Annotated in this window: 22 protein-coding genes and 1 pseudogene; 3 read left to right on the forward strand and 20 right to left on the reverse strand. The window is 42.9% G+C overall.

The window, feature by feature from the left end; genetic code table 11:
• Window positions 1-134: 134 nt before the first annotated feature.
• From rpmA to NSB03_RS01800, 19 genes and pseudogenes are all read right to left on the reverse strand, one after another.
• A complete protein-coding gene (gene rpmA, locus NSB03_RS01710) occupies window positions 135-398 on the reverse strand; it encodes a 50S ribosomal protein L27 (protein ID WP_024986327.1) in 264 nt (87 codons plus the stop codon).
• A gap of 23 nt (window positions 399-421) precedes the next feature.
• The gene (rplU, locus tag NSB03_RS01715; RefSeq protein ID WP_024986326.1) at window positions 422-739 is read right to left on the reverse strand and encodes a 50S ribosomal protein L21; all 318 of its coding nucleotides are present in this window, start codon (window positions 737-739) and stop codon (window positions 422-424) included.
• 1,114 nt (window positions 740-1,853) lie between these two features.
• A pseudogene (locus NSB03_RS01720) lies at window positions 1,854-1,961 on the reverse strand (TraB/GumN family protein); the annotation flags it as partial.
• 26 nt (window positions 1,962-1,987) lie between these two features.
• Window positions 1,988-2,500: a C40 family peptidase gene (locus NSB03_RS01725; RefSeq protein ID WP_024986325.1), complete on the reverse strand. Its 513-nt coding sequence runs from the start codon at window positions 2,498-2,500 to the stop codon at window positions 1,988-1,990.
• A gap of 74 nt (window positions 2,501-2,574) precedes the next feature.
• On the reverse strand, window positions 2,575-3,279 hold the full coding sequence (locus NSB03_RS01730; RefSeq protein WP_024986324.1) for an ABC transporter ATP-binding protein: 705 nt from the start codon (window positions 3,277-3,279) through the stop codon (window positions 2,575-2,577).
• Between the two features lie 38 nt (window positions 3,280-3,317).
• Complete coding sequence (locus tag NSB03_RS01735; RefSeq protein ID WP_024986323.1) at window positions 3,318-4,811, reverse strand: DUF5687 family protein; 1,494 nt, start codon at window positions 4,809-4,811, stop codon at window positions 3,318-3,320.
• Between the two features lie 22 nt (window positions 4,812-4,833).
• Window positions 4,834-7,671 (reverse strand): M16 family metallopeptidase, encoded by a 2,838-nt coding sequence (locus tag NSB03_RS01740; protein ID WP_257466176.1) that lies wholly within the window; start codon window positions 7,669-7,671, stop codon window positions 4,834-4,836.
• Window positions 7,672-7,753: 82 nt separating this feature from the next.
• Window positions 7,754-8,554, reverse strand: coding sequence for a 3-deoxy-8-phosphooctulonate synthase (kdsA, locus tag NSB03_RS01745; protein WP_024986322.1), 801 nt, complete (start codon window positions 8,552-8,554; stop codon window positions 7,754-7,756).
• A 109-nt stretch (window positions 8,555-8,663) separates the two neighbouring features.
• Window positions 8,664-9,590 (reverse strand): diacylglycerol/lipid kinase family protein, encoded by a 927-nt coding sequence (locus NSB03_RS01750; protein WP_024986321.1) that lies wholly within the window; start codon window positions 9,588-9,590, stop codon window positions 8,664-8,666.
• A 57-nt stretch (window positions 9,591-9,647) separates the two neighbouring features.
• Window positions 9,648-10,568 carry a tRNA (adenosine(37)-N6)-dimethylallyltransferase MiaA gene (miaA, locus tag NSB03_RS01755; RefSeq protein WP_024986320.1) on the reverse strand — a complete coding sequence of 307 codons (921 nt, stop codon included), beginning with the start codon at window positions 10,566-10,568 and terminating at the stop codon, window positions 9,648-9,650.
• 620 nt (window positions 10,569-11,188) lie between these two features.
• On the reverse strand, window positions 11,189-12,394 hold the full coding sequence (locus NSB03_RS01760) for a transporter (RefSeq protein WP_024986319.1): 1,206 nt from the start codon (window positions 12,392-12,394) through the stop codon (window positions 11,189-11,191).
• 51 nt (window positions 12,395-12,445) lie between these two features.
• Window positions 12,446-13,090, reverse strand: coding sequence for an ATP-binding cassette domain-containing protein (locus NSB03_RS01765; protein ID WP_024986318.1), 645 nt, complete (start codon window positions 13,088-13,090; stop codon window positions 12,446-12,448).
• Window positions 13,091-13,110: 20 nt separating this feature from the next.
• A complete protein-coding gene (locus NSB03_RS01770; protein ID WP_024986317.1) occupies window positions 13,111-14,658 on the reverse strand; it encodes a DUF4836 family protein in 1,548 nt (515 codons plus the stop codon).
• A 56-nt stretch (window positions 14,659-14,714) separates the two neighbouring features.
• Window positions 14,715-15,413 (reverse strand): 16S rRNA (uracil(1498)-N(3))-methyltransferase, encoded by a 699-nt coding sequence (locus NSB03_RS01775; protein ID WP_024986316.1) that lies wholly within the window; start codon window positions 15,411-15,413, stop codon window positions 14,715-14,717.
• A gap of 8 nt (window positions 15,414-15,421) precedes the next feature.
• Window positions 15,422-16,021, reverse strand: coding sequence for a bifunctional nuclease family protein (locus tag NSB03_RS01780; protein ID WP_024986315.1), 600 nt, complete (start codon window positions 16,019-16,021; stop codon window positions 15,422-15,424).
• 12 nt (window positions 16,022-16,033) lie between these two features.
• Entirely contained in the window at window positions 16,034-17,284 is a 1,251-nt protein-coding gene (locus tag NSB03_RS01785) for a nucleoside permease (protein WP_024986314.1), read from the reverse strand.
• Between the two features lie 344 nt (window positions 17,285-17,628).
• A complete protein-coding gene (locus NSB03_RS01790; RefSeq protein ID WP_024986313.1) occupies window positions 17,629-18,807 on the reverse strand; it encodes a class I SAM-dependent rRNA methyltransferase in 1,179 nt (392 codons plus the stop codon).
• Window positions 18,808-18,813: 6 nt separating this feature from the next.
• Window positions 18,814-19,458 carry a 3'-5' exonuclease gene (locus NSB03_RS01795; protein ID WP_024986312.1) on the reverse strand — a complete coding sequence of 215 codons (645 nt, stop codon included), beginning with the start codon at window positions 19,456-19,458 and terminating at the stop codon, window positions 18,814-18,816.
• 7 nt (window positions 19,459-19,465) lie between these two features.
• Entirely contained in the window at window positions 19,466-20,059 is a 594-nt protein-coding gene (locus NSB03_RS01800) for a DUF5063 domain-containing protein (protein ID WP_024986311.1), read from the reverse strand.
• Window positions 20,060-20,182: 123 nt separating this feature from the next.
• On the opposite strand from NSB03_RS01800, the gene NSB03_RS01805 reads away from it, so the two are divergent.
• From NSB03_RS01805 to trxB, 3 genes are read left to right on the forward strand one after another with little or no spacing between them, the layout of a single operon-like run.
• Window positions 20,183-22,681: a DNA translocase FtsK gene (locus NSB03_RS01805; protein ID WP_024986310.1), complete on the forward strand. Its 2,499-nt coding sequence runs from the start codon at window positions 20,183-20,185 to the stop codon at window positions 22,679-22,681.
• 19 nt (window positions 22,682-22,700) lie between these two features.
• Window positions 22,701-23,348, forward strand: coding sequence for an outer membrane lipoprotein periplasmic chaperone LolA1 (lolA1, locus tag NSB03_RS01810; protein WP_024986309.1), 648 nt, complete (start codon window positions 22,701-22,703; stop codon window positions 23,346-23,348).
• A 41-nt stretch (window positions 23,349-23,389) separates the two neighbouring features.
• Window positions 23,390-24,340 carry a thioredoxin-disulfide reductase gene (trxB, locus tag NSB03_RS01815; protein ID WP_135034778.1) on the forward strand — a complete coding sequence of 317 codons (951 nt, stop codon included), beginning with the start codon at window positions 23,390-23,392 and terminating at the stop codon, window positions 24,338-24,340.
• A gap of 259 nt (window positions 24,341-24,599) precedes the next feature.
• Here the strand turns inward: trxB and NSB03_RS01820 are convergent, their stop codons facing one another.
• Window positions 24,600-25,301, reverse strand: a complete 702-nt coding sequence (locus tag NSB03_RS01820; protein ID WP_024986308.1) for a Crp/Fnr family transcriptional regulator — start codon at window positions 25,299-25,301, stop codon at window positions 24,600-24,602.
• Between the last annotated feature and the right edge of the window lie 41 nt (window positions 25,302-25,342).

Raw genomic sequence — 25,342 nt, forward strand, 5'->3', positions numbered from 1 at the left:
GTACTTTCGTTTAATGGATGCAAAGATAAAGAAAAAACGAACAATCAAGCAATGAAAACGGACATAAAAAAAGAAAGGAGATGCAATCCTTTTCGGATTACATCTCCTTCTCTCAAATATTTTTGGTTGTGCAATTATGCTTCAGTTGCAGGAACTACAGAAACATATCTTCTGTCTCCTTTGCCTACTTTGAAGTTAACTGTACCATCTACTAAAGCGAAAAGAGTGTGGTCTTTACCCATTCCCATGTTTTCACCCGGGTGGAATTCAGTACCTCTTTGACGAACGATGATGTTACCTGCTTTGCAAGCTTCGCCACCAAATATCTTAACGCCTAATCTCTTACTTTGTGATTCGCGGCCGTTCTTAGAACTACCGACACCTTTCTTGTGTGCCATTTCTTCTTACTGTTTTAAATTGATTAAGCTACTACTTCTGTGATTGTTAACTCTGTAAACTGTTGACGGTGACCGTTCAGTTTTCTGTAACCTTTTCTTCTTTTCTTGTGGAAAACAAGAACTTTGTCGCCTTTTACCAAGTTTGAAACAACCTGACAAACAACTTTTGCGCCTTCTACAACAGGGGCACCTACAGTTACATTTCCGTCTTTGTCTACCAAAAGAACTTTTTCAAATTCTACTGTTGAACCGTTTTCTGCACCTTCGATGTGGTGAACGAACAACTTCTGACCAGCTTCTGCTTTGAATTGCTGACCGTTAATTTCTACAATTGCGTACATCTTATATATAAATGTATAAGTTAGCTCCGGCGGGTGGTCTTTAATCACTTAAAGAGCTCTTTGTCGAACCCGTTGCGGAATAATCGGGCACAAAAGTACTGCTTTTATTCAATCTGAACAAATGTTTCCGCTCTTTTTTTATTGTTTTGGGATACTTCTCCCTCTTTCCCGTAGTAAAAAATGCATTTTCTCTTTCAACCTATCACCTGATGTTACAAATCATTCATTTATAATGCTTTGCCTGGTGATAGGTTGTGTTTATAACCTATCACCCGCATCTATCACCTATCACCCGTTTTTTGCCTTCGCGGAGATGCTTATGCCATTCCCTATATTTCTATTGGCCGATTTACTATGGCTTTCTACTCCTGTCTGGCTAGGTGTGTCGAATGTTTCAAAATGATTGTCCTATAGCTAAGTCAAGAAAAAGGCAAAGTTTTATTCTTATACGATGTGATTGTTTTAAAAAGATAGTATATTTACAATACCTAACATTACACGTATAACAGTGAATCTGTTTCAATTTCAGTAGTAGGTATATTTTATGTCTACTGCTGTTAGAGATATGTGGTTCTTCTATCACAATCCGGTCGGTTGATAAGCCAATTAACTACTTTTTGCCATGAGGAGTCCGGAATGTTGAAGAAGTGGATGGATGAAAATAAAAAGTAATCCATCTAATCTACTTTTTGGGTATTGCTATATCATTTATTGGATGTAAACAGGTCATTTATCAGCTATTAATACTTGACTTCTCAGCTATTACTAGTTGGGAAGTCAAGTATTAATAGTTGAGATGATAACTGTTAACATCCTGTGATTCAAGCATTATTGTTTGGAATTGCAGTCGGGAAGAGTCGGTGATGTATGAGAGTAACTTTTACCCTCATAGTTACCCTCATAGTTGCTCTCATAGCTGAAACGTCGATGAATAAAGGGATTCAGACGAACTATGAGAGTATGAGGGCAAAATCGCTATTAAACTTTTTTTCGTGGGTGCGGGAGAGTCGAATTGTTGTCTATAACAGTCCATGAGCTAGTTACAGAAAGTTAGTGCGACATTTATAGATGTTGGCTATAGAAGATAATGAAGAAGAGAACTCAAACGAGAAAACAAGTAAGATGCTTGTTCCATCCCGTTGCCGGATACTTTCCATAAAAGTTGCGCATTTGCGCTGAATGCCACGCAGATAAATATGACAGCTCCGATAAATGACTTTATAATGATATATTATTGAGAGTTGATGATTAACGTATTCTGCCACCGCATATCCAATGCCTGCTATAATATTCTTCGCCCAACCTGCTGACGATTACTCCCCGGCTCGTACTGGAATGGATGAACTTCCCGTTCTTCAGATAGATGCCTACATGGGCTACTTTCTTTTTGGAACGGTTGCTGCTGAAGAATACCAAATCACCTTCTTTGAGGTTACGCTTGGCTATTTTATTGCTTTTGTTTTTCAGTTCTTCCGAGTTTCGAGGCACTTGGGTACGATATACTTTCCGGTATATCTGACAGACCATGCCCGAACAGTCGGTTCCCTTTTTCGAATCTCCGCCACTGCGATAAGGGGTGCCTATCCAGTCGGCAGCTTCCATATAGAGTTTATGGTTGTCTTCAAGGTTGATGTCTACGCCCAATAAGATGGAAGCCTGCGCCAATGCCTGGTAATCCAAACGGGGGGCGGACGTGCGGCAGGAACTAAGAATGGCGGTCAGTCCTATCAGTAAGAATATCAGTTTGAATTTTGCTTTCATCATCTGTACTTAACTTATAAACAGCAAAAGTAACTCATAAATAGTCAGTCGTAACTTGTAAATAGTCAATCCCCTTACTCTTCCACGTTGAAATAAGCTTCGAGCTCTTTCTCTGCTGAATTATCCTCATTGATAATGTCACGGATGATGAACCCGTATTCCAACAAAGCAATTCGCGGACATATATCTACGGTATGGTTCAGGTTATGGCTGGAAATGATGACCGTAGCCCGATGCTCTTCATTGTACTTTTTGAGCAGGTGCTTGATGATAGATTGCGAACTGGGGTCGAGGAAATTGAACGGCTCGTCCAATATCAATAATTGCGGATAATGAAGCATGGCGGAGATAATGCCAATCTTCTGTTTGTTTCCGGCAGAGTAGTTGCGGATTAGTTTTTTTTGTCCGATGACTTCTCCGTTCATGAAACGTTCGAAGGGAATGAGACGTTCGTCCACTTCCTCTTTCTTCAATCCGTACATCTTTCCGATAAAGTAGAAATATTCTTCGGGAGTGAGGTAATCAATCAAAAAGCCGTCGTCGATAAAAGCGCCGGTGAAGGCTTTCCAATCTTCGTTTTGGCTCACATCAATGTCGTTAATAACCACTTTCCCATCTTCCGCTTTCAGCAAGTCCAGCATTAACCGGAAGAGAGTCGTCTTTCCTGCACCGTTATTTCCCACCAATCCGAGCATATCGCCTTGATTGATTTCATAGTGTTCTATGTTTACGGCAACCTTCTCACCGAAATTCTTTCTAAGTTTGTCAATGGTAATCATGATTTTCTATGTTTATATAGTTAATGCTCCATGAAGGTCTATTGGCGGCTGTCTCTGAAACCTTCCATGTTTTCATATCTCCGTTTCATGAAGCGATGATATACATTCTTTATCCATAAAGGAGACGTCAGGGTAAATCCAAGGCCGATAGCCAACAGGATAATATAAGTAACTGTTTCACCTAAAAGTGCATTTAATATACTGTACAAGATGAGCGGCACCCCGAACGCTCCGAAGTTAACCAGCATTTGTATCGCGCTGTTGGTCTGGCGGCCTGTCACTTTTTCGTTCAGGGGGACGGTCTGCTTGTTGTAGACTGCCAGTTGGAAGAAGCAGAAATAGATAAAGCCGATGGTATAGAAAAACCAGGCGAAAGCCCCCAGCAGGGTAAGCTTGTTCATGATGATGGCGGGAATCATTAATATGAAAGGTATGATTTCGCCGATGCTGTATGTATAATATTTCGCTTTCAGCAGGCTCATGATTGATTCTTTGCGAGACATCAGTCCATCGATGTAATTGCCTTCGAACGACATTAGCTGCGAAAGGATAATCATTCCGAATACGGCAAAGTTATAAACACAGATAAAAGAGGTCATAAAGTTTCCGTCGTAGACACTAGAGAAACTGAGAGCGATGGAGAAAGCCAGGACTATGATACCTATACTACGCAGCGCACCTTTGCAACGGCGGTTGCGTAAAAGCATTTTCAGTTCCAGTCTCATGTATTCGCCGACTTCTCCGTAGCGTTCGAAGAATTTGTATTCGGAGACATTTTTAATTTGGGTATCGTCTGTTTTTGCCAGTTCTGCATAGATAAGGCCCGACATAATCTTGCGGTTTATCAGCCATAAAAGGAAGATAACCAGTATAGTGCCGAGAAAATAGAGAATGTTTCCCTGAATATACCCGTCGCCCAAATCCATGAAGAAATAGAAGAGAGGGCTATCCTTGGGAATAAAAAGAAGGCAGCCTATTCCACCGTAGAAAGCGATGGGTAATAGAATCCACCAAATACGTTCGTTGATAAGTGTGCGGCACAACAGATACCAGTAATTGTTGGCAAGAATCAGAAGTAGGATACCTATAAGATAGGTGATGACACCGAGGACACCAAAATATTTGGTAATAGTGATGAAGGAAAAAGGGACAAACAGGAACAACCAGAAGAGGTTGAACAGGCTGAGCCCGGAGCGGATAAGCAGGAAGTCGATGACACGGTTTCGTTTAACCGGCAGCAAGAGGTAAGGTTTTACCTCCTGTGTCGGTGTTTTTTGTAACGGAACACGTAACAGGAAGTCCAGTGCCAGGATAAAGATCAGAACCACTGCGTTCATTACATGATATGGTTCCCGGTTGGGAACCATATCTGAAAATCCGAACGCGAACGTCGTACCGAAGAATATCAGGTAACCGGCCCAAAATGCGCCCATGACATAACCGAGTATTTTAGCGACTTTGTTCTTTTCATACATCGGATGCCGTTTGGCGGCGAGCCTTCCATGTTTACGTAGTTCGTTGAGTATCATCATTCTGTTGATATGCTAGAGAATATTATTTGCTTTCTTCCGGCATAGTCATAACGACTTGGATTTCGTTGTTCTGTTTCAGCAGCTTGGCAAGGAAATTCTGGACTTCTTTTGCTGTGATGCTGTTGACCAACTTTTCATAGTCTTTTGTATTGTCGATGCCGGTGTAGAAGAATTCGTCCAGATTATTGAGCCAGTAGCCGTTTTCTTTCTGAGCATCCTTGTACTTCTTCAACATATATTCCTTAATCTTCTGCATGTGTTCGGCAGACGGGCCTTCTTTAGCCATCTTGTTCAACTGTTCTACAACAACGGCAGACAGTTTTTCTGTTTTGGCAGGGTCGGTCTGGAATACAATCTGAAGAACTAGTTCCTCTTTCGGATATTTGCTAAGACTTCCGTTACAGTTCACGCCGTATGTACCGCCTTCTTTTTCACGGATTTCTGCTGTGTAAACCATATCCAAAGCCTGGTCGAGGAAGCTGAGCAGGATGTTGTTGCGTAAGTCATATTTGCAAGTGCCGCTGTAAAGGAACATGATGGTAGCCATCGGAGTTTCCTGTTTCTTGGCAAATTCATTCTTGTATTGTCCCTTGCGGATATCCATCTTGTTATCCTTGAAAGTCTCTTTGCGGTTGATAGACGGCAGAGCGCCCAAGTATTTGGCAATCATCGGTTTCATCTGTTCCAGATTTACGTTTCCTACCAGATAGAAGGTAAAGTCGCTTGCATCTTTGAAACGGTCTTTGTACATTTCAATGATACGGTCATAGTCGATTTGGTCTACCATGCTTTCTCTCATCTTGACAGCACGTGGGTGGTTGCCGTATAAAGCACGTGTCACTGTATCGCTGAACGCAGTCATCGGGTTGGCATCTGCATTTTGAAGTTGCGCTTTCAGGCGGTTCTTATAAGATTCGAATGCTTCATTGTCCTTACGCGGAGAAGTGAATGTCAGGTAAGTAAGTTGCATCATTGTCTCGAAATCTTTCGGAGAACAGCTACCGGAAATAGTTTCGGTAGCATTGCTGATGCCTGAACCTACTGACGCACGTTTGCCGGCAAGAGCCTTGCCCAAGTCTACTTTGCTGAAATTGCCGATTCCACCTACCAGGGCTACACCGTTCAACTGGGAGATATTGATGATTTCTTCGTTCGGGAATACGCTTGTACCACCGAAGCTTACACCTTTCATGATAATCTGGTCGGCTTTGAAATCTGTCGGCTTCACATATACCTTCACACCATTGGAAAGTACCAGTTTCGTACTGCCATAGATATCTCCTGCTTTTTCGGATACAATCTTTCCGCCTTTGATGTCTTCGGAGATAAGCGGTTCGTTAGAAACTTTGTCTTCATACGGTTTCAGGTCGAATGACTTCATCTCTTTCAGCAGGGCAGCTATTTCTTCCTTGCTGGGATATTTCACACCTTCTTTTTCGGGACCGGCAAGCAGCACCACTTGGTTGTTGTCGGTGATTAGCCGTTGCATAAACTTGTTGATTGCATCTACCGGAATGTTCGGTGCCATCTGATTGACAAGCATATATTCGAATTCGATGCCCGGAATCGGTTCTTTGTCAAGGAAGTTGTTCACGTATTCGTCAACGTATGCGCCGCTCTTTGTCTTTTCGCGTTCATTGTAAGCAGATTCTACGACTTGCATATAGTTGGCGCGTGCACGTTCGTATTCTGTGGCAGTGAAACCGAAACGGCGTGCGCGTTCAGCTTCTTCCAGTACAGTTTTCATCGCCAGTTCGATACCGTCTATTTTGCTGCTTGCGCTCAGGCTGAATGCGTCTTTCGTTTTGGCAAGGAAGAACTCACCATATCCTGCACCTGCGCTGGTGAAAGGCGGGTTGGCTGTCTGGCGAAGTTCGTTCAGACGGTTGTTCAGCATATTCGTAGCCATGTTCAGCATATATTGGGTAGCATAATAGGCGATGGTATTCTTCATGGAATCCGGTGTAGCGTCTTGCTTGAAGAAGATGTTTACAGAAGGATTTTTCACTTCTTTGTCCGTACCGATGTAGATAAGCGGTTCCTGATTGTCCGCTACCGGATAGTAGATGCGTTCGGCAGGATTTACCGGAGCTTTCACGTCGGCGAAAACCTTTTTCAGTTTCGCTTCTATCTCGTCTACGTTGATGTCGCCGACGATGATAATTCCCTGTAAGTCTGTGCGGTACCATTTCGCGTAGTAGTCGCGGATATCCTGATAAGGGAAGTTGTTGATAACGTCGATGCTTCCGATAGGCATACAGTCAGCGTATTTGGAATCGGGGTACAGGGTGGGCTGCGCATCTGTCATGATACGGAGCATACCGCTGTTGCGGCTTCTCCATTCTTCACGGATGACGCCACGTTCTTTGTCGATTTCTTTGTCGGCAAGGTTGATGGCATTTGACCAGTCGTGAAGGATAAGCAGGCAGGAGTCTATGACATTGATGTTCTCTGTCGGCACGTTGCTGATATTATAGACAGTTTGTTCGACACCGGTATACGCATTCAGGTTCGTACCGAACTTGATACCTTTGGTTTCGCACCAGGGCACGATGCCCAGTCCGGTTTCATCACCTGGGAAGTGTTTGGTCCCATTGAAAGCCATGTGCTCCAGGAAGTGAGCCAGACCGCGTTGCTGCGGTTCTTCGAGAATAGAACCTACTTTCTGGGCAATGTAGAATTCTGCACGCTTCTCAGGGAGTGCGTTGTGCCGAATGTAATAAGTAAGTCCGTTGTCCAACTTGCCGATACGGACATTCTTGTCCACAGGCAGTTGTTGCATGGGTTGTGCAAGTACGGGCTGAAAATTGCAGCATATGATAAGAACTGCAATGGATAATCCACGTAATAAATGTTTCATGTTCTATTTAATTTAAATAAATGTTTCTGAGTAATTTGTCGTTGTATTTAGCCGCAAATCACAAATAGACAGGGAAAAAACGTCATTTTATAGCTTCGCGTATGCGGACTAACTTAGTTAACAGCCCTTCCAACAGGTCTAATTTGAGCATATTGGCACCGTCACTTTTGGCTACAGCAGGATTTTCGTGCGTTTCGATAAAGATGCCGTCAACGCCTACGGAAATGCCTGCTTTGGCTATGGTTTCTATCAGTTGCGGCATTCCACCGGTCACTCCGCTGGTTTGGTTGGGCTGTTGCAATGAATGGGTGACATCCAGGATGACAGGATAACCGAATGTCTGCATTTCGGGGATACCGCGATAGTCAACGACCAAATCCTGATAACCGAAAGTTGTTCCGCGTTCGGTCAGCATCACATTCTTGTTTCCGGTTTCCACTACTTTGTCGGCAGCAAACTGCATAGCCAAAGGTGAGAGGAACTGTCCTTTCTTGATGTTAATCGTCTTTCCGGTCTTGGCGGCTGCTACCAACAGGTCTGTCTGGCGACAAAGGAAAGCAGGAATCTGAAGAATATCCACATATTCGGCTGCCATTTCTGCTTCTTCGGCACTATGGATATCTGTTACGGTAGGAACTCCGAACGTATCGCGTACCTTTTGCAGCACTTTCAGCGCTTTCTCATCGCCGATACCTGTAAACGAATCCAGGCGTGAGCGGTTTGCCTTGCGGTAAGACCCTTTGAATACATAAGGAATCTGCAATGCTTCGGTGATTTTAACCACTCGTTCGGCAATACGCATTGCCATCTCTTCGCCTTCTATCACACAAGGACCGGCAAGTAGGAAGAAATTGCCGGCAGGATTGTTTTTAAGTTCTATCATTTTTATGCTATTATTAGTTTATTTCTTAAGCACGGATTACGCGCGGCTGATTACACAGTTTGTGCAGATTATGATTTACTGGAAACCGTGTAATCTGTGCCTGATTTTATTAGTTCGGAATAATAAGTGTTGTCTTTTCAGGAAGTATGCCCACTTCCAAAGGAAAATGCTTAGGCAATAAACGTCCGTCCAAATCCACAGACGCGTTTTGTGCCCGGAGTACTTTCACTTTCTTTGTCCGGTAGCTTTTCACTACTTTGTGATTCAGTATTCTTCCCTGAATAAGCATCCATAAGCCGGAAATGATTTGCAGGAATTCCGGGCGGTAGATGACGGATACGTCCAGCCATCCGTTGTAAGGAACGGCACTCGGAGTCTGTCCCCATCCCCATGCGCTGCCTACGCATACCGTCATGATGCGTCCGCGGATGTGCTCGTCATTGATGCGTAGATGCATTCTGTATAGTTTCCGTTCGAATATCAACGAGAACAGGGCGGCAACATACGAAAGGAATTTCACTCCCCAGAAACGTTTGGTCTGGTCGGTGATTTTTACGATTCGTGCACCCAGTCCGATATTGACGGCATTGAGGAAGTAGCGGCGATGATGTTCTTTGCCGTCATAGAAGTTGCAGTATCCTACGTCTATCTTTTTCAGCCGGTGATTGATGATACAGTCGACAGCCGGTTTATATTCGGTACTAAGCCCCCAATATTTGGCGAAGTCGTTTCCGATACCATTGGGAATTATGCCGAGAGCGATGTTTTCTTTATCTTCGGCATCGGATAGCATAATGCCGTTAATGGCATCGTTCAAAGCGCCATCACCACCCACAACGACAATCGTGCGATAACCGTTGTTTGCTAAAATCTTAGCGAGACGTTCTACTGAGCCGAAACCTTCGGATTGCACATAGTCATAGTCGACACCTTTGCTGTCCATGTATTCCTTGATTTCTTTCCAGCGTTTTTTTACCTTTCGGGTGCCGGCTTTCGGGTTATAAATCACTCCCCATTTCTTCGGTTCTACACTCATATCCGTATTTCTATCCTACTGTATTTAAAATCTCACTATAAATAACTGCCAAATATACTAAATCCCTTCCAGTTTTTCTTTGACAAAGGCTATCTTTTCTTCCATCGGCAGCTTCGCGCTCATCCAATGGATGGTAAATCCTCTTCTTTCCATGCCCCGGAACCAGGTCATCTGCCGTTTGGCAAATTGGTGAATGGCTATTTCCAGACCATTGAACATTTCTTCATAAGTCAATTCGCCTATGACGTACAAGGTCAAGTACTTGTATTCCAGTCCGTAGTATATCAAATCATCCGGTGCGATACCTTGTTCAATTAAATGTCGCACTTCGTCGACCATGCCTTCGTCCAACCGTTGTTTCAGTCTCCGGCTAATCTTTTCGCGACGCAGTTCCCGATCGATATCCACACCAATGATGAGGCTGTTCAGTTTCGGAAACTCCCGTTCGGGAACCGGATGGGCAGCATAATACTCTTCAATCTCTATTGCACGGATAGCACGTTTCACGGTATCTACGTCGGTGGAGTTGTGTAATGTTTTGTACCGACCTAATATTTCCGTCAGTTCTTCCAGAGAATGATTTGCCAAGCGGGCACGTAATTCAGGGTTTTCCGGCACGGGCATCAGTTTATATCCTTTCAATACGGATTCCAGATACATGCCTGTCCCTCCACATAAAACGGGGAGACAACCTTTTTGTTTGATGGCTTCGTAAGAAATCAGGAAATCGCGTTGATATTCGAATACATTATATTTATATCCGGGATCTGCAATGTCGATTAAGTGGTAGGGGATTGTACGTCCGTTTACGGTATAGTCTGCTAAGTCTTTTCCCGTACCGAGATCCATCCCACGATATATCTGTCGGGAATCGGCACTGATAATTTCTGTGTTAAGTTCATAGGCCAAGGCAGCGGCAAAGGGAGTTTTACCCGAGGCTGTAGGTCCGAGTATGGCGATTAAATCATAGTCCGGCATAGCTTCATTCTTTTATATCTGCAAAATTACGAAATAATTTTAACCTGTTTGATATTCAATCACTTTTTTATTTCGTTTTCCTTTTCTATCTGATATCTATTGTATAGATAGATGTATATCTTTGTGTTATTCTGCCGGAGTCTTTATGCTTTTTAATCAAACGTGTGGATTCTTTATGTTTTTAGATAAAATAGTGGCTTTTTACTTGAAGATGCCCATTAGTTCTAATTGTCCCATATATTGTGGGAAAACTTTCCCTCATATTAAGGGAAAACTTTCCCGAGCAGTTGGGAATCTTTTCCCAAGCAGTTGGGAATCTTTTCCCACAATATGTGGGACTAAAACACTGTATATGGAAACATACAAAAGGAATACATAGTTTTGTTTATTGCAACACTAGTTTCCGGCACACGACACTATGAGAAATACCTTGAAACACTATGAGAATATGGTCTGTTTTAAGCTAAAATACGGGTAAACTTATGAGAAATACCGTTTTTAAAAAGTATTTCTCATAAGATATCTGTTTGATTATCTTTTGTTTATCTGAAAATTATGAGAATATGAGAAACGAAAATGAAAAATCGTTCGCAGGGAGTACGGAATAGACTCAGTTTCATTTATGATTTATGCATCCAGATAGAAAGTACCTTTCTCTTTACTGCCAGTATGTTGATTACTGATACGACTATGAATAGAAGAATGCCCATGCTGATAGCCGCCCACAGTGATCCGGTTTCCAATTGTGGAAACAACAATCGGATGCTATCTATGTAATAACTGCGTAGCCAGGAAACTAATCCGATGGATAATACAAGTACGATAACATTCAGTCCTACCGTGAGTAACTGATAAGGCAAGGCTACTTTGTTGGGACTGTATCCGATTAATAACAGGCTTTCCAGCTTAGTCGTATTTTTCTGCAAGAGCAAGAAAATGCTCAACATCAGGATATAGAATGAAAGAATACTGATAAATAAACCTACTCCCAATACGATGCCTATGATAAGACGTAGGAAATAAGTCGTTTTTCCGGCATCCAGTTTCCCGTCTTCCGTTTCGTATCCTTTCTTTTGAAAATAGCTGGCGATGGAAGAATCTGCCGGATTGTTGACTTCGATAATCAGTCGTGCAGGTTGTGCTTCAGTGTTCGGAGCGAAATTTTCGTTGGCCCATTTCATAAAGGATTGGGGTACAAGAATAGTATTCAATCGGTTGGAGAAGCCGACAATGTTTCCTTTGTACTGTTCTACCCGTCCGTTGCCGCGCATCATAATATCCATTTGTATCAGTCCCATCAGTCCTTCCGATAATTTGGGCAGACTCCGGCTTTGCGCAAAACCAAAATTATAAAGGTTCAGATAGTTGCGGGGAATGATAATGGGGATGGTATGCGTGCTTTCATCGAAGTGCCACTTGTCGAGTTTGATGTCGACAAACTCATCGGGAACAGACTCAAAAAACATATCCGTGGAAAGATGGATACCAGCTTCCTGCATGCCCAATCCTGCCGATACTTTGAATTGAGAAGGAGTGAAGGCCCCTATTGTTTTGGTAAATGGTTGTTTCTTCAAATCCGCAATATCTTCGGCAGAGAACGTATTACTCTTTCCGGCAAAAGAACCAAGTGTGCTGATTTTCTTGGTAGCTATGATGAAATCCTTTTTCATAAAGCTGTCGCCCTCGGTGAATACCGGAATGACATCTTTATAAAACTGCACACTAAGCAATACAATCATCATGCCGAATAGATTGGCTAAAAAGAAACCGGCCAGTTGACCGATACTGATATGTTGGCGGAGGAGCTTCCAGACAAGAGTTGGCATTTTATTTATGATTTTACGATTTACGATTTGAAATGATGCAGTAATTACTCGTTATAGTTGAAGTATATGGTTGTAAGGCAACTCGATATGCTTTCCGATGGAGGTTGCGATTACACCGGCTCCTTGTGCCTTTGCCTCGGCAATGATAAGTTCGCCCATGATGCGGCTGTTGTCATTATCCAAGTGGCTGATAGGCTCATCCAAAAAAAGAAAATCGAATGGCTGGCAGAGTGCTCGGATAAAGGCGACACGCTGTTGCTGTCCGAAAGATAGTTTGCCGGCTTTCACATTTATTTTATCTGCGATACCCAGTTGCTCGAAGAATGATAGGATTTCTTTTTTCTTTTTGCATCCGGTAAGGTTATTCTTCAATTGCACATTTTCAAGAGCGGTCAGTTCGGTGAAGATGCGTAAATCTTGAAAAAGCATACTTAGTGAATGCTTTCTTAGGTCGACCCATTGTTTCACGGAGTATGCTTTGATATTGGTTTCATCGAAATTAATAATCCCCTGATAGTCGTTGCGATAACCATAGATATAGCTACACAACGAAGATTTGCCGGTGCCGGAAGCTGCTTCAATCAGATACATTTCTTCTTTCCGGAAGATCAGATCCTGGTGCCATACATCCGAAGTCACCGAATTACGGTCAGCAAACACTTGGGGAAGTGTTTGCTGCAGGTGAATACTATTCATACCGTTTGTTTACAAGTTAATTACATGCCGGCAAATTGCTTGGCAAAGTCTACGATTTGTTTGAGAGCGTTGACGTCTTTGTCTTTCAGGCAAAGGTCGATCTCGCTGATTTCTCCTTCTGAACTCATTGACAGATAAGAGACTTTATTGGCTAACTCAATATATGTTTTAACTTCCTGTCCTCCGAAACCTGCTACCATTTTAACAACAGGCAAGTCCAGTATTGCGTCAGCGTTGATTGCTACAAAGATGTTTTTTCCCTTCATATCCGATGCGTATGGAGCATCTTTTATTGATTTGTCGGCAGCTTTGCCCACGTTCTTGTAGAGTAATTCATCATTGGTAGCATACATTTGTTTATCCTTCATACCGAAGAATATATTCATGCCTTTTGTTTTGTAGACATATTCATCCTTGCCAAGTTGAATGATATCTTCCCCTCTTTTCAAGCCTAGTGATTGTTTGTTCTTGTAAAGAGCTTCGAGTGCGTTTCCGTTCTTTACGTCTGCGTATAGCATGAATGTTGGAGCGATGTTCCTGGTAACGTTAATCAATCCCGCAGAAATATCACCGTTAAACGAGCCGAACAGTTCTTTCACTTCGTCAGCCTTAGCGATGGATATTGTGTTTCGGAATTCCTTATTCTCGCTCAACAAGTTGTAAAGCCCTTCTCCTTTCACACCTACATTGAAGAACATCAGTGTGGAAGACGGGAAGTATTTAACGAAAGTGTTGTTTGCTTTTCCAAACGATTCCATTTGCTTTTTCAACAATGCCTTAACAGCATCATTTTCTGTATAGTTTTCTGATTTGAGAGCAATCTTTCCTTTCTCAAAATTCAGTCCGCCTACAAGGGTAATGTCTTCCGGTTTTACTTCAGCGGGCAGCCCCATACTTGCTTGATTGCGGTAGGTTGCCGGGATAGTTTTCATAGAAGCGAAGAAGTTGACATCACTCTTTTGTTGTTCCATTTTCTGGAAAGCACCGCATTTCACGATACTGTTGTCTGCTGTTTGTTTCATCAAGTCGGTGATACCTTTTTTTGCTTTGTCTGTTTGGGAAGTACCGTTTACGGTGACGATCATTACAGTAGAGTTATTGAAAGCAAGCAGGATACCATTCATGGTGGTGAAACTGTATCCGTCTGCTTCGCTGACCGGCTGACAGATTTGTTCTTTAGTCATCACGTCTAATGAAGTGTGCAGGTTATCTTCATTGCTCACTTTACCTACGATGGCTGGATATGGGAAAGAAGATGAAGAAAATACATAGAATGGGGATTCTATATCAATACCCGATTCGCTGGGATTCTTCATGACTTTTTCCAATTGCTGGAAAGTAGCGGCGTTCATTCCGCTTTTCAGTGCTTCCAATACTTTTTGTTTGGCAGTTTCATTCTCCTTGTCATTCAATCCTGCTTTACTGGCAAGGGATTTAAGGTTGATAGAAGCGACTACCGAAGCATCAGCCGGTATCACATTAGTGTACTCTGATGTCTTGGAACATGCTGTCAGAAAAACAATCAGTACCGTCAGTACCGATAGTCGTGAAATCATTTTCTTTGCCATACTTATGTTATTTTAAAAAAAAAGTTGTATAATCATGGTTCGGACGGTTGCTATGGTTATTGATTTAGCAGGTTTAGCGTGTGGCAAGCTACCAGTGCCGCTGTTTCTGTACGAAGCCGTGATTTGCCGAGACTGATGGGGACAAATCCCTGCTCAATGGCTTTTTTCACTTCTTCTTCACTGAAATCTCCTTCGGGCCCTATCAGTACAAGTGCGTCTTCTCCAGGTTTCAGGACATTCTTTAATAAAGGTTTTTCACCTTCATAACAGTGGGCGATGAACTTCTGTCCTTTGAATTCCTGGACAATGAACTTATTGAAATCTGTCATTTCATTCAGTTTGGGCAGACGGGCTTTGAGTGACTGCTTGATTGCTGAAACGAGGATTTTTTCGATTCGTTCGGTCTTGATGACTTTACGTTCAGAGAAACGGCAGTTGAGAAAAGTCAACTCATCAAAACCTATTTCAGTAGCTTTCTCTGCAAACCATTCGTTGCGGTCCATGTTCTTGGTCGGTGCCATGGCAATGTGTAAATGGCAAGGCCATAGCGGTTCCTGAAAGACTGTCTCTTTAACGGCTACCTGGCAACGTTTGTTGGTCGCAGCCGTGATTTCCGCTTTGTAGAAGTGACCCTTGCCATCGGTAAGGGTGATCTCATCTCCGATACTTAACCGCAGAACACGGGTGCAATGCTGTGCTTCCTCTTCTGGAAGCTCATTACTTTTTTGTATATCAGGAGTATAAAATACGTGCATAATAGTAGTTACTGATTTTTATTTCTTGAATTGATTTGGTCCCGTATCTGTGCCGCCAGTTCGTAATTCTCATCTTTGATAGCCTGTTGTAATGTCTCTTCGAGAGAGAAAGGCGTAGGAGCAGATGACCGATGTTCTTCTTCGGAGCCTTCGTCTGTATCCGATTCTTCGGAACCAACTCTTTTTTCTTCGGATATATGCAGACATTCCTGTTCAAGGATGGATTCATAAATCAGAATCGGACAGTGATAGTCGGCACGCACTGCCAAGGCTATTGCATCCGAAGTGCGTGCGTCGATACGTATTATTTCCTCGTCTCTTTTAAGATAAACATAGGAGTAGAAAATACCATCTTTAGCTTTGTAGATTAATACACGTATCAGACTGGCACCCAACACTGTGAGAGCGGTAATGAATAAATCATGTGTTAACGGACGGGGCATCTTGATTCCTTTCAGATACAAAGCTGTAGCCTGGGCTTCTGCCGGACCGATGATGATTGGTAGTTGCCGTTCACCGTCTACCTCGCCTAGTAGCATAGCGAATGCACCTACCTGCGCCTGGCTGTTTGTGATATTTATAACTTGTAATTCTATCTTTTTGTCCATTGTTTTTCTTGCTTAATTTGTTTGACTCTCTCGCTGGTGCTTGTACTTGAATACTAAGGCAAACAAAATACCGATGACGAGTGCATAAGCTGCAAATATCAGCCAGATGTCTGTCCATTCGCGACTTACCAGTTTACCGTCGGTATATACAGAGAATGCATCCACTACGGCGCCGCTGGCATATCCGCCGATGATTGCTCCCAGTCCGTTGGTCATCATAAAAAATAATCCCTGTGCACTGGCACGGATGGAAGAACTGGTTTCCTGTTCAACAAACAACGAACCGGAAATGTTGAAGAAATCAAAAGCCATTCCGTAAACGATCATGGAAAGGATAAGCATCCACAGCCCGTTGCCCGGATCTCCGAAGCCGAACAAACCAAAACGGAATACCCATGCAAACATACTGATAAGCATTACTTGCTTGATGCCGAAATGTCTCAGGAAGAAAGGTATGGCGAGAATGAACAGTGTCTCGGACATTTGGGATATGGATAACAGAATAACCGAATGTTTCACTCCAAAGGATTCTGCAAATTCGGGAATGCTGGCAAAACTACCCAAAAACAGGTCGCCGTATGTGTTGGTAATCTGTAAGGCTGCTCCCAAAAGCATAGAGAAAAGGAAGAAAATTGCCATTTTCTTTTTTTTGAATAATACCAGTGCATCCAGTCCGAAAGCGGAAAGCAAAGATTTGTTTTCCGATTTAGTGGGGAGGCAAGCTGGCAAAGTGAAAGAATAGAGTCCGAGCAACAATGCAGATGCGGCACCTACATAAAGCTGTGCACTCGAATTTTTGAATCCGGTAAGGTCTACCGCCCACATGGCACAGATAAAGCCGATTGTTCCCCATACACGAATAGGGGGGAAGTCTTTAATGAGGTCGCACTTATATTGTTCCAGAGAATTGTATGATACAGTATTGGCCAATGATAAAGTCGGCATATATACTAAGAGGTTAAGTAACATTGCCCAATACATCTGGTCATAACTCGTTGCTGTAGAGGCATAGAAGAGGCAGGCTGCTCCTGCAATATGGCAAAGTCCGTATAAACGTTCCGCATTAAACCATTTATCGGCAATAATACCGATAATACCAGGCATTACTAAAGAAGCGATACCCATAGTGGCGAAAATAGCTCCGATCTGTCCACCTTCGAAGTGGAGTTCTCTACCCATGTAACCACCTAGTGATATTAACCATGACCCCCAGACAAAGAATTGCAGGAAGTTCATAATAATCAAACGAACTTTTATACTCATGACTTTTTTAATTTGTGTTTCTCTTTTGTTGATAATAGATGCAAATATAATATTTTCATTGAATAGGTAGACTAGATATTGGATAAAAAGGCGATAAAAAAGGCATAAATGTGGAAAAAAGGGGGAGATTTGCTTTCGAAAAAGTAAATGGAGGGGGTATAAAAAAAAGAAGGCTATCTATCCCAGACAGCCAATCTTTGTTAACCTTAAATCTAATACCATGAAAAACACAGTGCAAAGATAAGGGGTTTTATGTTATACAACATAATGTTTTGCTATAAATCTTCTGTTTGTTAACTCTAATTAACTTTGAAGCTTCCTTTTTTCTGTTACTGTCCTCTTTTTTACTCTACATAGAGTACCAGACCTTTCAGGTATTCTCCTTCAGGATGGTAGATATTTACCGGATGGTCGGCAGGCTGGGTTAGTTGGTGCAGGATGCGCACACTGCGTCCCGACATGGCGGCTGCGGTAAACACGGCAGTGCGGAAATTATCCTTGGTCACTACCTGTGAACAGGAGAAAGTAAACAGGATGCCGCCCGGTTTGATTTTCTCGAATGCTTTGGCATTCAGTTTGCGATAACCTTGCAAAGCATTCCGCAGGGCATCTTTGTGTTTGGCAAATGCGGGCGGGTCGAGAATGATTAAATCATACTGGTCGCCTATGCGGTCGAGATATTTGAATGCGTCTTCGGCAAAAGCCTCGTGGCGAGGATCACCGGGGAAGTTCAACTCTACATTCTTATTTGTTAAATCGATGGCTTTGGCAGAACTGTCGACAGAATGGACGAGCGTTGCGCCGCCGCGCATGGCGTAGAATGAGAACCCGCCGGTGTAGCAGAACATATTCAGTACCGAACGGTCTTTGGCGTAGCGTTCTAGTAAAGAACGGTTTTCACGCTGGTCTACGAAGAATCCTGTTTTCTGGCCTTTCAACCAGTCCACATGGAACTTCAATCCGTATTCTTGCGCGATATTATCACTGCTTCCGCCTTTTAGGAAACCGTTTTCAGGGAAAAGGTCGGCTTTGAAAGGGAGTGTTGTCTCTGATTTATAATAAATGTTCTCTATTTTATCTCCCATTACTTCTGATAAAGCTTCAGCGATTGCTATGCGGTCTACATGCATTCCTGCCGAATGTGCCTGCATGACAGCGGTCTTGGCGTAAACGTCGATAACCAACCCGGGAAGGTTGTCGCCTTCACCGTGTACGAGACGATAGGTATTGTTTGTTGGATTCGTGGCGATACCGATGCTGCGACGCATGTTGTATGCAATTTCCAACTTACGTTTCCAGAACTCGTGGTCGATAGGTTCCTGGCGGAAAGAAAGTACGCGTACGGCGATACTTCCGATTTGGAAATGTCCTTCAGCGATAAATTCTTTTTTTGAGGTATATACTTCCACAACTTCACCTTCTTCGGGTTCTCCGTCGAAACGGGAGATTGCACCGGAGAAAATCCAGGGGTGAAATCTTTTGAGAGACTCTTCTTTGCCGGGTTTGAGGTAGACTTTATGCATGATGTTCTATTTATCTGATTCGATTAAATGTTCTTCTTTCTTTTCTTCGGGGGCTATTTCATAATTGCCCGTTTGCTTCAGTTCTTGTAGCAGGTTATAGATGTTGAGACAAGCCCAGGCATCGGTGGCGGCATATTGCTTTTGTCCGTCACTCAGTACATCGGCCTCCCAGTTGGACAGGCGTTGTGATTTGGAAATCTTTTCTTTAAACAGGATTGCGTAAATCTTTTGCAGGCTTTTGTCTTGGATGCCGAACTGGCGTACATAATCTTGCAGTTCGATGCAACTTTGCTGGGTGAAAGGTGCACGTTTATGCAGCATCATAAAATCATCTTTTAGTGAAAGGCCGACTTTAATCACGCCTGGATTTTCCAACAAGTCAACTAATGGTTGGGTTAATCCTGTCATATTAAGACGAAACAAAAAACAACATTCTTCGGAAGAAACCTGAAGGAGTGCTACTTTGTGCGACTGTCCTTTCGTGAAGGAAGGGCGCGTTTCGCTATCGATACCTATCACAGTTCTGGATTGCAGGTAGGCTACCGCCTTTTTCGTTTCCGCTTCCGATTGGATAACATGGATTCGTCCCGGAAAAATAGTTTTCGGGAGCTCCTTTAATTCATCTTTATCTATGGTTCTTCTTACAATCATTTCTAATTTATTCATCGTGGTGGCAATGGCAGCCGTCTTCGTGATAATGGTAATCGTCATCGTGGCAATGGCAACCGTCCTCTTCTTGTTGGTTGTATTTCACGTCGTGGAGTGCACGCAGCGTGTTTACCAGCTTCTGTCCCCACAACATTCCGAAATTCTCCTGGCAGAGTGCCAATGAGTCGTTCATCGTTTCATTCAGTCCCAGTTGGAAAACGAAGATAAAATCTCTGATATCCTGATAGATATCTGTCAAATCTTCCGAGATGGATTTTTTGATGGGTTGGTCGCTATAAACCATATCCTGTACGAATACGTCTAGATAATCATCCTTGTCGCCCATCAATTCTGCAAGATTGATACGCAGGATTTCGTAGATTTCCTCTGTCACATACGTTTCGAGTACCTCATCCCCGATAGTCTCGCACTCCGGGAGCATAGATGCTTTGAGATAGAGCAGGGGAAGTATTTTCAGGGATGTATCAACGAAGTCGCTACGCTTCATGCGTTCGGCACGTTCGAGAAATGCGCAAAATTCAGCGGCTACCGTTACGAACTCAATTACATTCTTATCAAATATCGTTTGACTTTCTTTTTCCATAATCAGTATTGATTTGAAACGCAAAGGTAAGAAAAAGGATTGAATGAGCGTAGTGCTCGTTATTTTTTTATTATTTTTGCGGCTTAGAATATGATTCCAATTTTATAAAAAGAATAAAAAGTCATGGCAAAGAAGAAATTAGATAAGGAGACGGATCGTACTCCCTCTTCCCCAAGTAAAATCGTTGCAATATTGAAGAATGAAACTGTCCATTTTGTCATCGGATTGATGTTGGTCATCTTTTCCGTTTACTTGCTGTTAGCTTTTTCCTCGTTCTTTTTCACGGGAGCAGCAGATCAGAGTATTCTTGACAGTGGAAATCCGGCCGACCTGTCGGTTGTTGACAATCATGTGAAGAACTATGCCGGTTCGCGCGGAGCACAGTTGGCGAGTTATCTGATTAATGACTGTTTTGGTATCTCTTCCTTCTTTATCCTTGTCTTTTTGGCTGTGGCGGGATTGAAACTGATGCGTGTGCGTATTGTCCGGCTATGGAAATGGTTTATCGGATGTACGTTGCTGTTGATCTGGTTCTCCATATTCTTCGGATTTACCTTTATGGACCATTATCAGGATTCTTTTATTTATTTAGGCGGTATGCACGGATATAATGTCAGCCGTTGGTTGGTTTCCCAAGTGGGTGTGCCCGGAGTATGGATGATTCTGTTGATAACGGCTATCTGTTTCTTTATATATATCAGTGCGCGTACAGTTGTTTGGTTGCGTAAACTTTTCGCATTGAGTTTCTTGAAACGTAAGAAGAGAGAAGAAGTGGAGGCGGCTCCGGCAGTAGGTGGTGAACCGGAATTTGCAACCTCTCAGCCGCAAGAAGTGGAATTTGAGTTGAAACGGACTTATAAGCAGACGCCGCCTGCGCCTGTGATGGATATACAATCTGAAGAGCATGAAGAAGAGGAAGACTTTCCGGTGAATCAGCAGGAAACGGAAGAATCCTCCTCTTTATCTGAAGAAAGCGAAGGGGTTACTATGGTGTTTGAACCGGCTGCTTCTAATTCTGTTGTATCACTCCCGAAGGAAACTGCTGAGGATGAAGAACCTGGATTTGAAGTGGAATCTGCTGCTTCGGAAGAAGAGTATCAGGGCCCGGAAGTGGAACCTTACAATCCGACCAAGGATTTGGAGAACTACCGTTTTCCTACTATCGACTTGATGAAACATTTCGAGAATGACGACCCGACGATTGATATGGATGAGCAGAATGCGAATAAAGACCGTATCATCAATACGTTGCGCAGTTTCGGTATTGAGATTAGTACGATTAAGGCAACGGTAGGGCCCACGGTCACTCTCTATGAAATCACTCCTGAGCAAGGAGTACGTATTTCCAAGATTCGCGGATTGGAAGATGATATTGCGTTGAGTCTTTCTGCTGACGGTATCCGTATTATCGCTCCGATACCGGGTAAAGGAACTATTGGTATTGAGGTGCCGAACAAGAATCCGAAGATTGTTTCCGGGCAAAGCGTTATTGGCAGCAAGAAATTCCAAGAGTCCAAATTTGACCTGCCTATTGTGCTTGGTAAGACTATTACGAATGAAGTCTTTATGTTCGACCTTTGCAAGATGCCGCACGTGTTGGTGGCAGGTGCAACCGGGCAGGGTAAGTCTGTCGGATTGAATGCGATTATTACATCCTTGTTATATAAGAAACATCCGGCCGAACTGAAATTTGTTTTGGTCGATCCGAAAAAAGTGGAATTCAGTATCTATTCGGTTATTGAAAATCATTTCCTTGCCAAGCTTCCCGATGGTGGTGAACCGATTATTACAGACGTAACGAAGGTTGTGCAAACCTTGAATTCTGTTTGCGTGGAAATGGATACACGCTATGATTTGTTGAAAATGGCGCATGTGCGTAACGTTAAAGAATATAATGAAAAGTTTGTCAACCGTCGCCTGAATCCGGAGAAGGGACATAAATTTATGCCGTATATCGTAGTCGTTATTGATGAGTTTGGTGACTTGATTATGACGGCTGGTAAGGAAGTGGAACTCCCGATTGCCCGTATCGCCCAACTGGCGCGTGCTGTCGGTATTCATATGATTATCGCTACGCAGCGTCCGACTACTAATATTATTACAGGTACGATTAAGGCTAACTTTCCGGCTCGTATCGCTTTCCGTGTATCTGCTATGATGGACTCTCGTACTATTCTTGACCGTCCGGGAGCAAACCGTTTGATTGGAAAGGGAGATATGCTCTTCTTGCAGGGAGCTGATCCGGTGCGTGTGCAGTGTGCCTTTATCGATACGCCGGAAGTAGAAGAAATTACAAAATTCATTGCCCGTCAGCAAAGTTATCCTACTCCGTTCTTCTTGCCCGAATATGTGAGTGAAGATAGTAATAGTGAAGTAGGGGATATTGATATGGGACATCGCGATCCGTTGTTTGAAGATGCTGCCCGGTTGGTCGTTATTCATCAGCAAGGTTCGACTTCGTTGATTCAGCGTAAATTTGCTATCGGTTATAATCGTGCCGGCCGTATCATGGATCAACTTGAAAAAGCGGGAATCGTTGGACCCACGCAGGGAAGTAAAGCGCGTGACGTGCTTTGTATAGATGATAACGACCTTGAAATGCGTTTGAACAATTTGCAGTAATCAATTGTTTATTTATCAAATGAGAAAATATATTTTTAGTGTTTTAATAGCTTTACTGTCATTGCCTGTGATTGCTCAACAACAGCAGTCGCAGGCTAAAGTTGTTCTTGATAAGACGGCTGAGGCATTTCGTAAAGCAGGCGGCGTGAAGGCTGATTTCATTATAAAGGCGGTGACAAACGGACTTGCAGAAGGGGCGGAGAGCGGAACTATTCAGTTGAAGGGTGAGAAATTCGTATTGAAAACCTCTGATCTGGTCACTTGGTTTGACGGGAAGACGCAGTGGAGTTATGTGGCGAAGAATGATGAAGTGAATGTCAGCAATCCGACTCAGGAAGAGTTGCAGCAGATTAATCCGTATACGTTTCTTTATATATACCAAAAAGGATTCTCTTACAAACTGGGAGCAGTGAAAGTATTTTGTGGAAAAACTGTTTGGGAGGTAGTTTTGACGGCTAAGGATAAGAAACAGGAATTGGAACGCATTACTCTTTATGTAACGAAGGATGCTTACGAACCTCTGTATATTCTGCTTCAACAACGTGGGCAACAGACGCGTAATGAAATAACCATTATGAATTATCAGACAGGGCAGGATTATGCGGATGGCATTTTTGTTTTTAACAGAAAGCAATATCCGAGTGCAGAGATTATTGATTTGAGATAAAGTGTTTTTCTTGAATAACAAAATAATAAAAGTATAATAAAATGGCAGAAATAGAAAAAGTGAAGTGCCTGATTATTGGTTCAGGACCTGCCGGATACACGGCAGCGATTTATGCAGGACGTGCAAATTTGTGTCCGGTGCTTTATGAAGGATTGCAGCCCGGTGGACAGTTAACTACGACTACGGATGTTGAAAATTTCCCCGGTTATCCTGAAGGTGTCAGTGGTCCGCAGTTGATGGAAGACTTGCGTGCGCAGGCAAGCCGTTTCGGGACAGATGTTCGTTTTGGCATTGCTACTGCGGCAGATTTGAGCAAGGCTCCTTATAAAATAACGATTGACGGAGAAAAAGAAATCGAAACGGAAACATTGATAATTTCTACGGGGGCGACAGCTAAGTATCTGGGACTGGAAGATGAAAAGAAGTATGCTGGAATGGGTGTCAGTGCTTGTGCCACTTGTGACGGTTTCTTTTATCGTAAGAAAGTGGTTGCCGTTGTTGGTGGCGGTGATACAGCCTGTGAAGAGGCGGTTTATCTTGCGGGACTTGCGTCAAAAGTATATCTGATTGTCCGCAAGCCTTTCCTGCGTGCGTCGAAGATTATGCAGGAACGTGTGATGAATCATGAGAAGATAGAAGTGCTTTTCGAACATAATGCTGTCGGTCTGTACGGTGACAATGGTGTAGAAGGAGTAAATCTTGTGAAACGTTTGGGTGAACCGGATGAAGAACGCTACAGTTTGCCTATTGACGGTTTCTTCCTGGCTATTGGCCATAAACCGAATTCAGATATATTCAAGGATTATTTGGATACTGATGAAGTTGGTTATATTATTACAGACGGTGGTAGTCCGCGTACGAAAGTTCCCGGAGTGTTTGCTGCCGGAGATGTAGCTGACCCGCATTATCGTCAGGCTATTACAGCAGCAGGTAGTGGTTGCAAGGCTGCTATCGAAGCCGAACGTTATCTTTCTGCAAAAGGAATTATCTAAGATAAGAAATTATCCGATAACTTCTTCCGGTTATTATCAAATACAAAGGCTGACTAAGAGCCTTTTAGAAAGAATCGCTTAAATTTTACCTAAGAATACGTTAGAATCCGTAAACCTGGGTAAAGTTCAGGCGATTTTCTTTTGTCTTTTGGCAACTGGGGGTAAATGATAAGTTCCAATTATATGGAAACAAAAAAACGGAACTTGAAAGGCTCCGAAATTTAAAAATAATGTTTATCCTTTTAACTGGGATACTGTATTATCCGATCTTACTTATTTTCTTCAGTTTTTCTTCTTCGATGATTTTGATCTTTCTTCCGTCGATTGTAATCAGGCGTTCCGTAGCAAACTGAGACAGCGTGCGGATAGCATTCGAAGTAGTCATATTAGAGAGGTTTGCTAAATCTTCGCGTGAAAGATAAATGCTCAAGGTAGATCCGTCTTCTTCCAAGCCGTAGCTTTCTTTCAGGAAGATGAGAGATTCGGCCAGGCGTCCGCGGATATGCTTTTGTGTCAGATTGACGGTGCGTTCGTCCGAGATGCCGAGATCAATAGACAACTGGCGGATAAAAAACATGGCGAGGTCATTGTTCTGGGCAATTAAAGTTAAGATAGCATTCATGGGAATCAGACAAACAACAGAGGGTTCGAAAGCTGCTGCGGCAGTTACAAAATCTTGTTTGGCAAAATAAGCACGGTAGGCAAAGTATTCGCGTGGTTTAATCATGCGGATAATCTGACTTCTACCTCCCACACCATCTTTGAAGATTTTTACTTTCCCACTGATAAGGCACATCAGATGAGAAGGTGTTTCTCCTTCGCAGTAGATAGTTTCATTTTTTTTGTAGGTCTGTATCGTATAGTTGTTCATCAGAAACTCCTTTTGTTCGTTATTTAAAGGAGCTAACATATCGGATAACGGCTCCGAAATATCGATGTCTGACATATTCATTTTTACCATGAGTGCTATAAAACTGTGTTATACAGCACAAAAGTAAAAAG

This window comes from Bacteroides acidifaciens, from assembly GCF_024623065.1.
Lineage (GTDB): Bacteria > Bacteroidota > Bacteroidia > Bacteroidales > Bacteroidaceae > Bacteroides > Bacteroides acidifaciens.

What these genes read in the sequence shown, in the direction of transcription:
- rpmA (WP_024986327.1), bottom strand. Translation starts at nt 398, where the DNA reads ATGGCACACAAGAAAGGTGTCGGTAGTTCTAAGAACGGCCGCGAATCA.
- rplU (WP_024986326.1), bottom strand. Translation starts at nt 739, where the DNA reads ATGTACGCAATTGTAGAAATTAACGGTCAGCAATTCAAAGCAGAAGCT.
- NSB03_RS01725 (WP_024986325.1), bottom strand. Translation starts at nt 2,500, where the DNA reads ATGAAAGCAAAATTCAAACTGATATTCTTACTGATAGGACTGACCGCC.
- NSB03_RS01730 (WP_024986324.1), bottom strand. Translation starts at nt 3,279, where the DNA reads ATGATTACCATTGACAAACTTAGAAAGAATTTCGGTGAGAAGGTTGCC.
- NSB03_RS01735 (WP_024986323.1), bottom strand. Translation starts at nt 4,811, where the DNA reads ATGATGATACTCAACGAACTACGTAAACATGGAAGGCTCGCCGCCAAA.
- NSB03_RS01740 (WP_257466176.1), bottom strand. Translation starts at nt 7,671, where the DNA reads ATGAAACATTTATTACGTGGATTATCCATTGCAGTTCTTATCATATGC.
- kdsA (WP_024986322.1), bottom strand. Translation starts at nt 8,554, where the DNA reads ATGATAGAACTTAAAAACAATCCTGCCGGCAATTTCTTCCTACTTGCC.
- NSB03_RS01750 (WP_024986321.1), bottom strand. Translation starts at nt 9,590, where the DNA reads ATGAGTGTAGAACCGAAGAAATGGGGAGTGATTTATAACCCGAAAGCC.
- miaA (WP_024986320.1), bottom strand. Translation starts at nt 10,568, where the DNA reads ATGCCGGACTATGATTTAATCGCCATACTCGGACCTACAGCCTCGGGT.
- NSB03_RS01760 (WP_024986319.1), bottom strand. Translation starts at nt 12,394, where the DNA reads ATGCCAACTCTTGTCTGGAAGCTCCTCCGCCAACATATCAGTATCGGT.
- NSB03_RS01765 (WP_024986318.1), bottom strand. Translation starts at nt 13,090, where the DNA reads ATGAATAGTATTCACCTGCAGCAAACACTTCCCCAAGTGTTTGCTGAC.
- NSB03_RS01770 (WP_024986317.1), bottom strand. Translation starts at nt 14,658, where the DNA reads ATGGCAAAGAAAATGATTTCACGACTATCGGTACTGACGGTACTGATT.
- NSB03_RS01775 (WP_024986316.1), bottom strand. Translation starts at nt 15,413, where the DNA reads ATGCACGTATTTTATACTCCTGATATACAAAAAAGTAATGAGCTTCCA.
- NSB03_RS01780 (WP_024986315.1), bottom strand. Translation starts at nt 16,021, where the DNA reads ATGGACAAAAAGATAGAATTACAAGTTATAAATATCACAAACAGCCAG.
- NSB03_RS01785 (WP_024986314.1), bottom strand. Translation starts at nt 17,284, where the DNA reads ATGAGTATAAAAGTTCGTTTGATTATTATGAACTTCCTGCAATTCTTT.
- NSB03_RS01790 (WP_024986313.1), bottom strand. Translation starts at nt 18,807, where the DNA reads ATGCATAAAGTCTACCTCAAACCCGGCAAAGAAGAGTCTCTCAAAAGA.
- NSB03_RS01795 (WP_024986312.1), bottom strand. Translation starts at nt 19,458, where the DNA reads ATGATTGTAAGAAGAACCATAGATAAAGATGAATTAAAGGAGCTCCCG.
- NSB03_RS01800 (WP_024986311.1), bottom strand. Translation starts at nt 20,059, where the DNA reads ATGGAAAAAGAAAGTCAAACGATATTTGATAAGAATGTAATTGAGTTC.
- NSB03_RS01805 (WP_024986310.1), top strand. Translation starts at nt 20,183, where the DNA reads ATGGCAAAGAAGAAATTAGATAAGGAGACGGATCGTACTCCCTCTTCC.
- lolA1 (WP_024986309.1), top strand. Translation starts at nt 22,701, where the DNA reads ATGAGAAAATATATTTTTAGTGTTTTAATAGCTTTACTGTCATTGCCT.
- trxB (WP_135034778.1), top strand. Translation starts at nt 23,390, where the DNA reads ATGGCAGAAATAGAAAAAGTGAAGTGCCTGATTATTGGTTCAGGACCT.
- NSB03_RS01820 (WP_024986308.1), bottom strand. Translation starts at nt 25,301, where the DNA reads ATGGTAAAAATGAATATGTCAGACATCGATATTTCGGAGCCGTTATCC.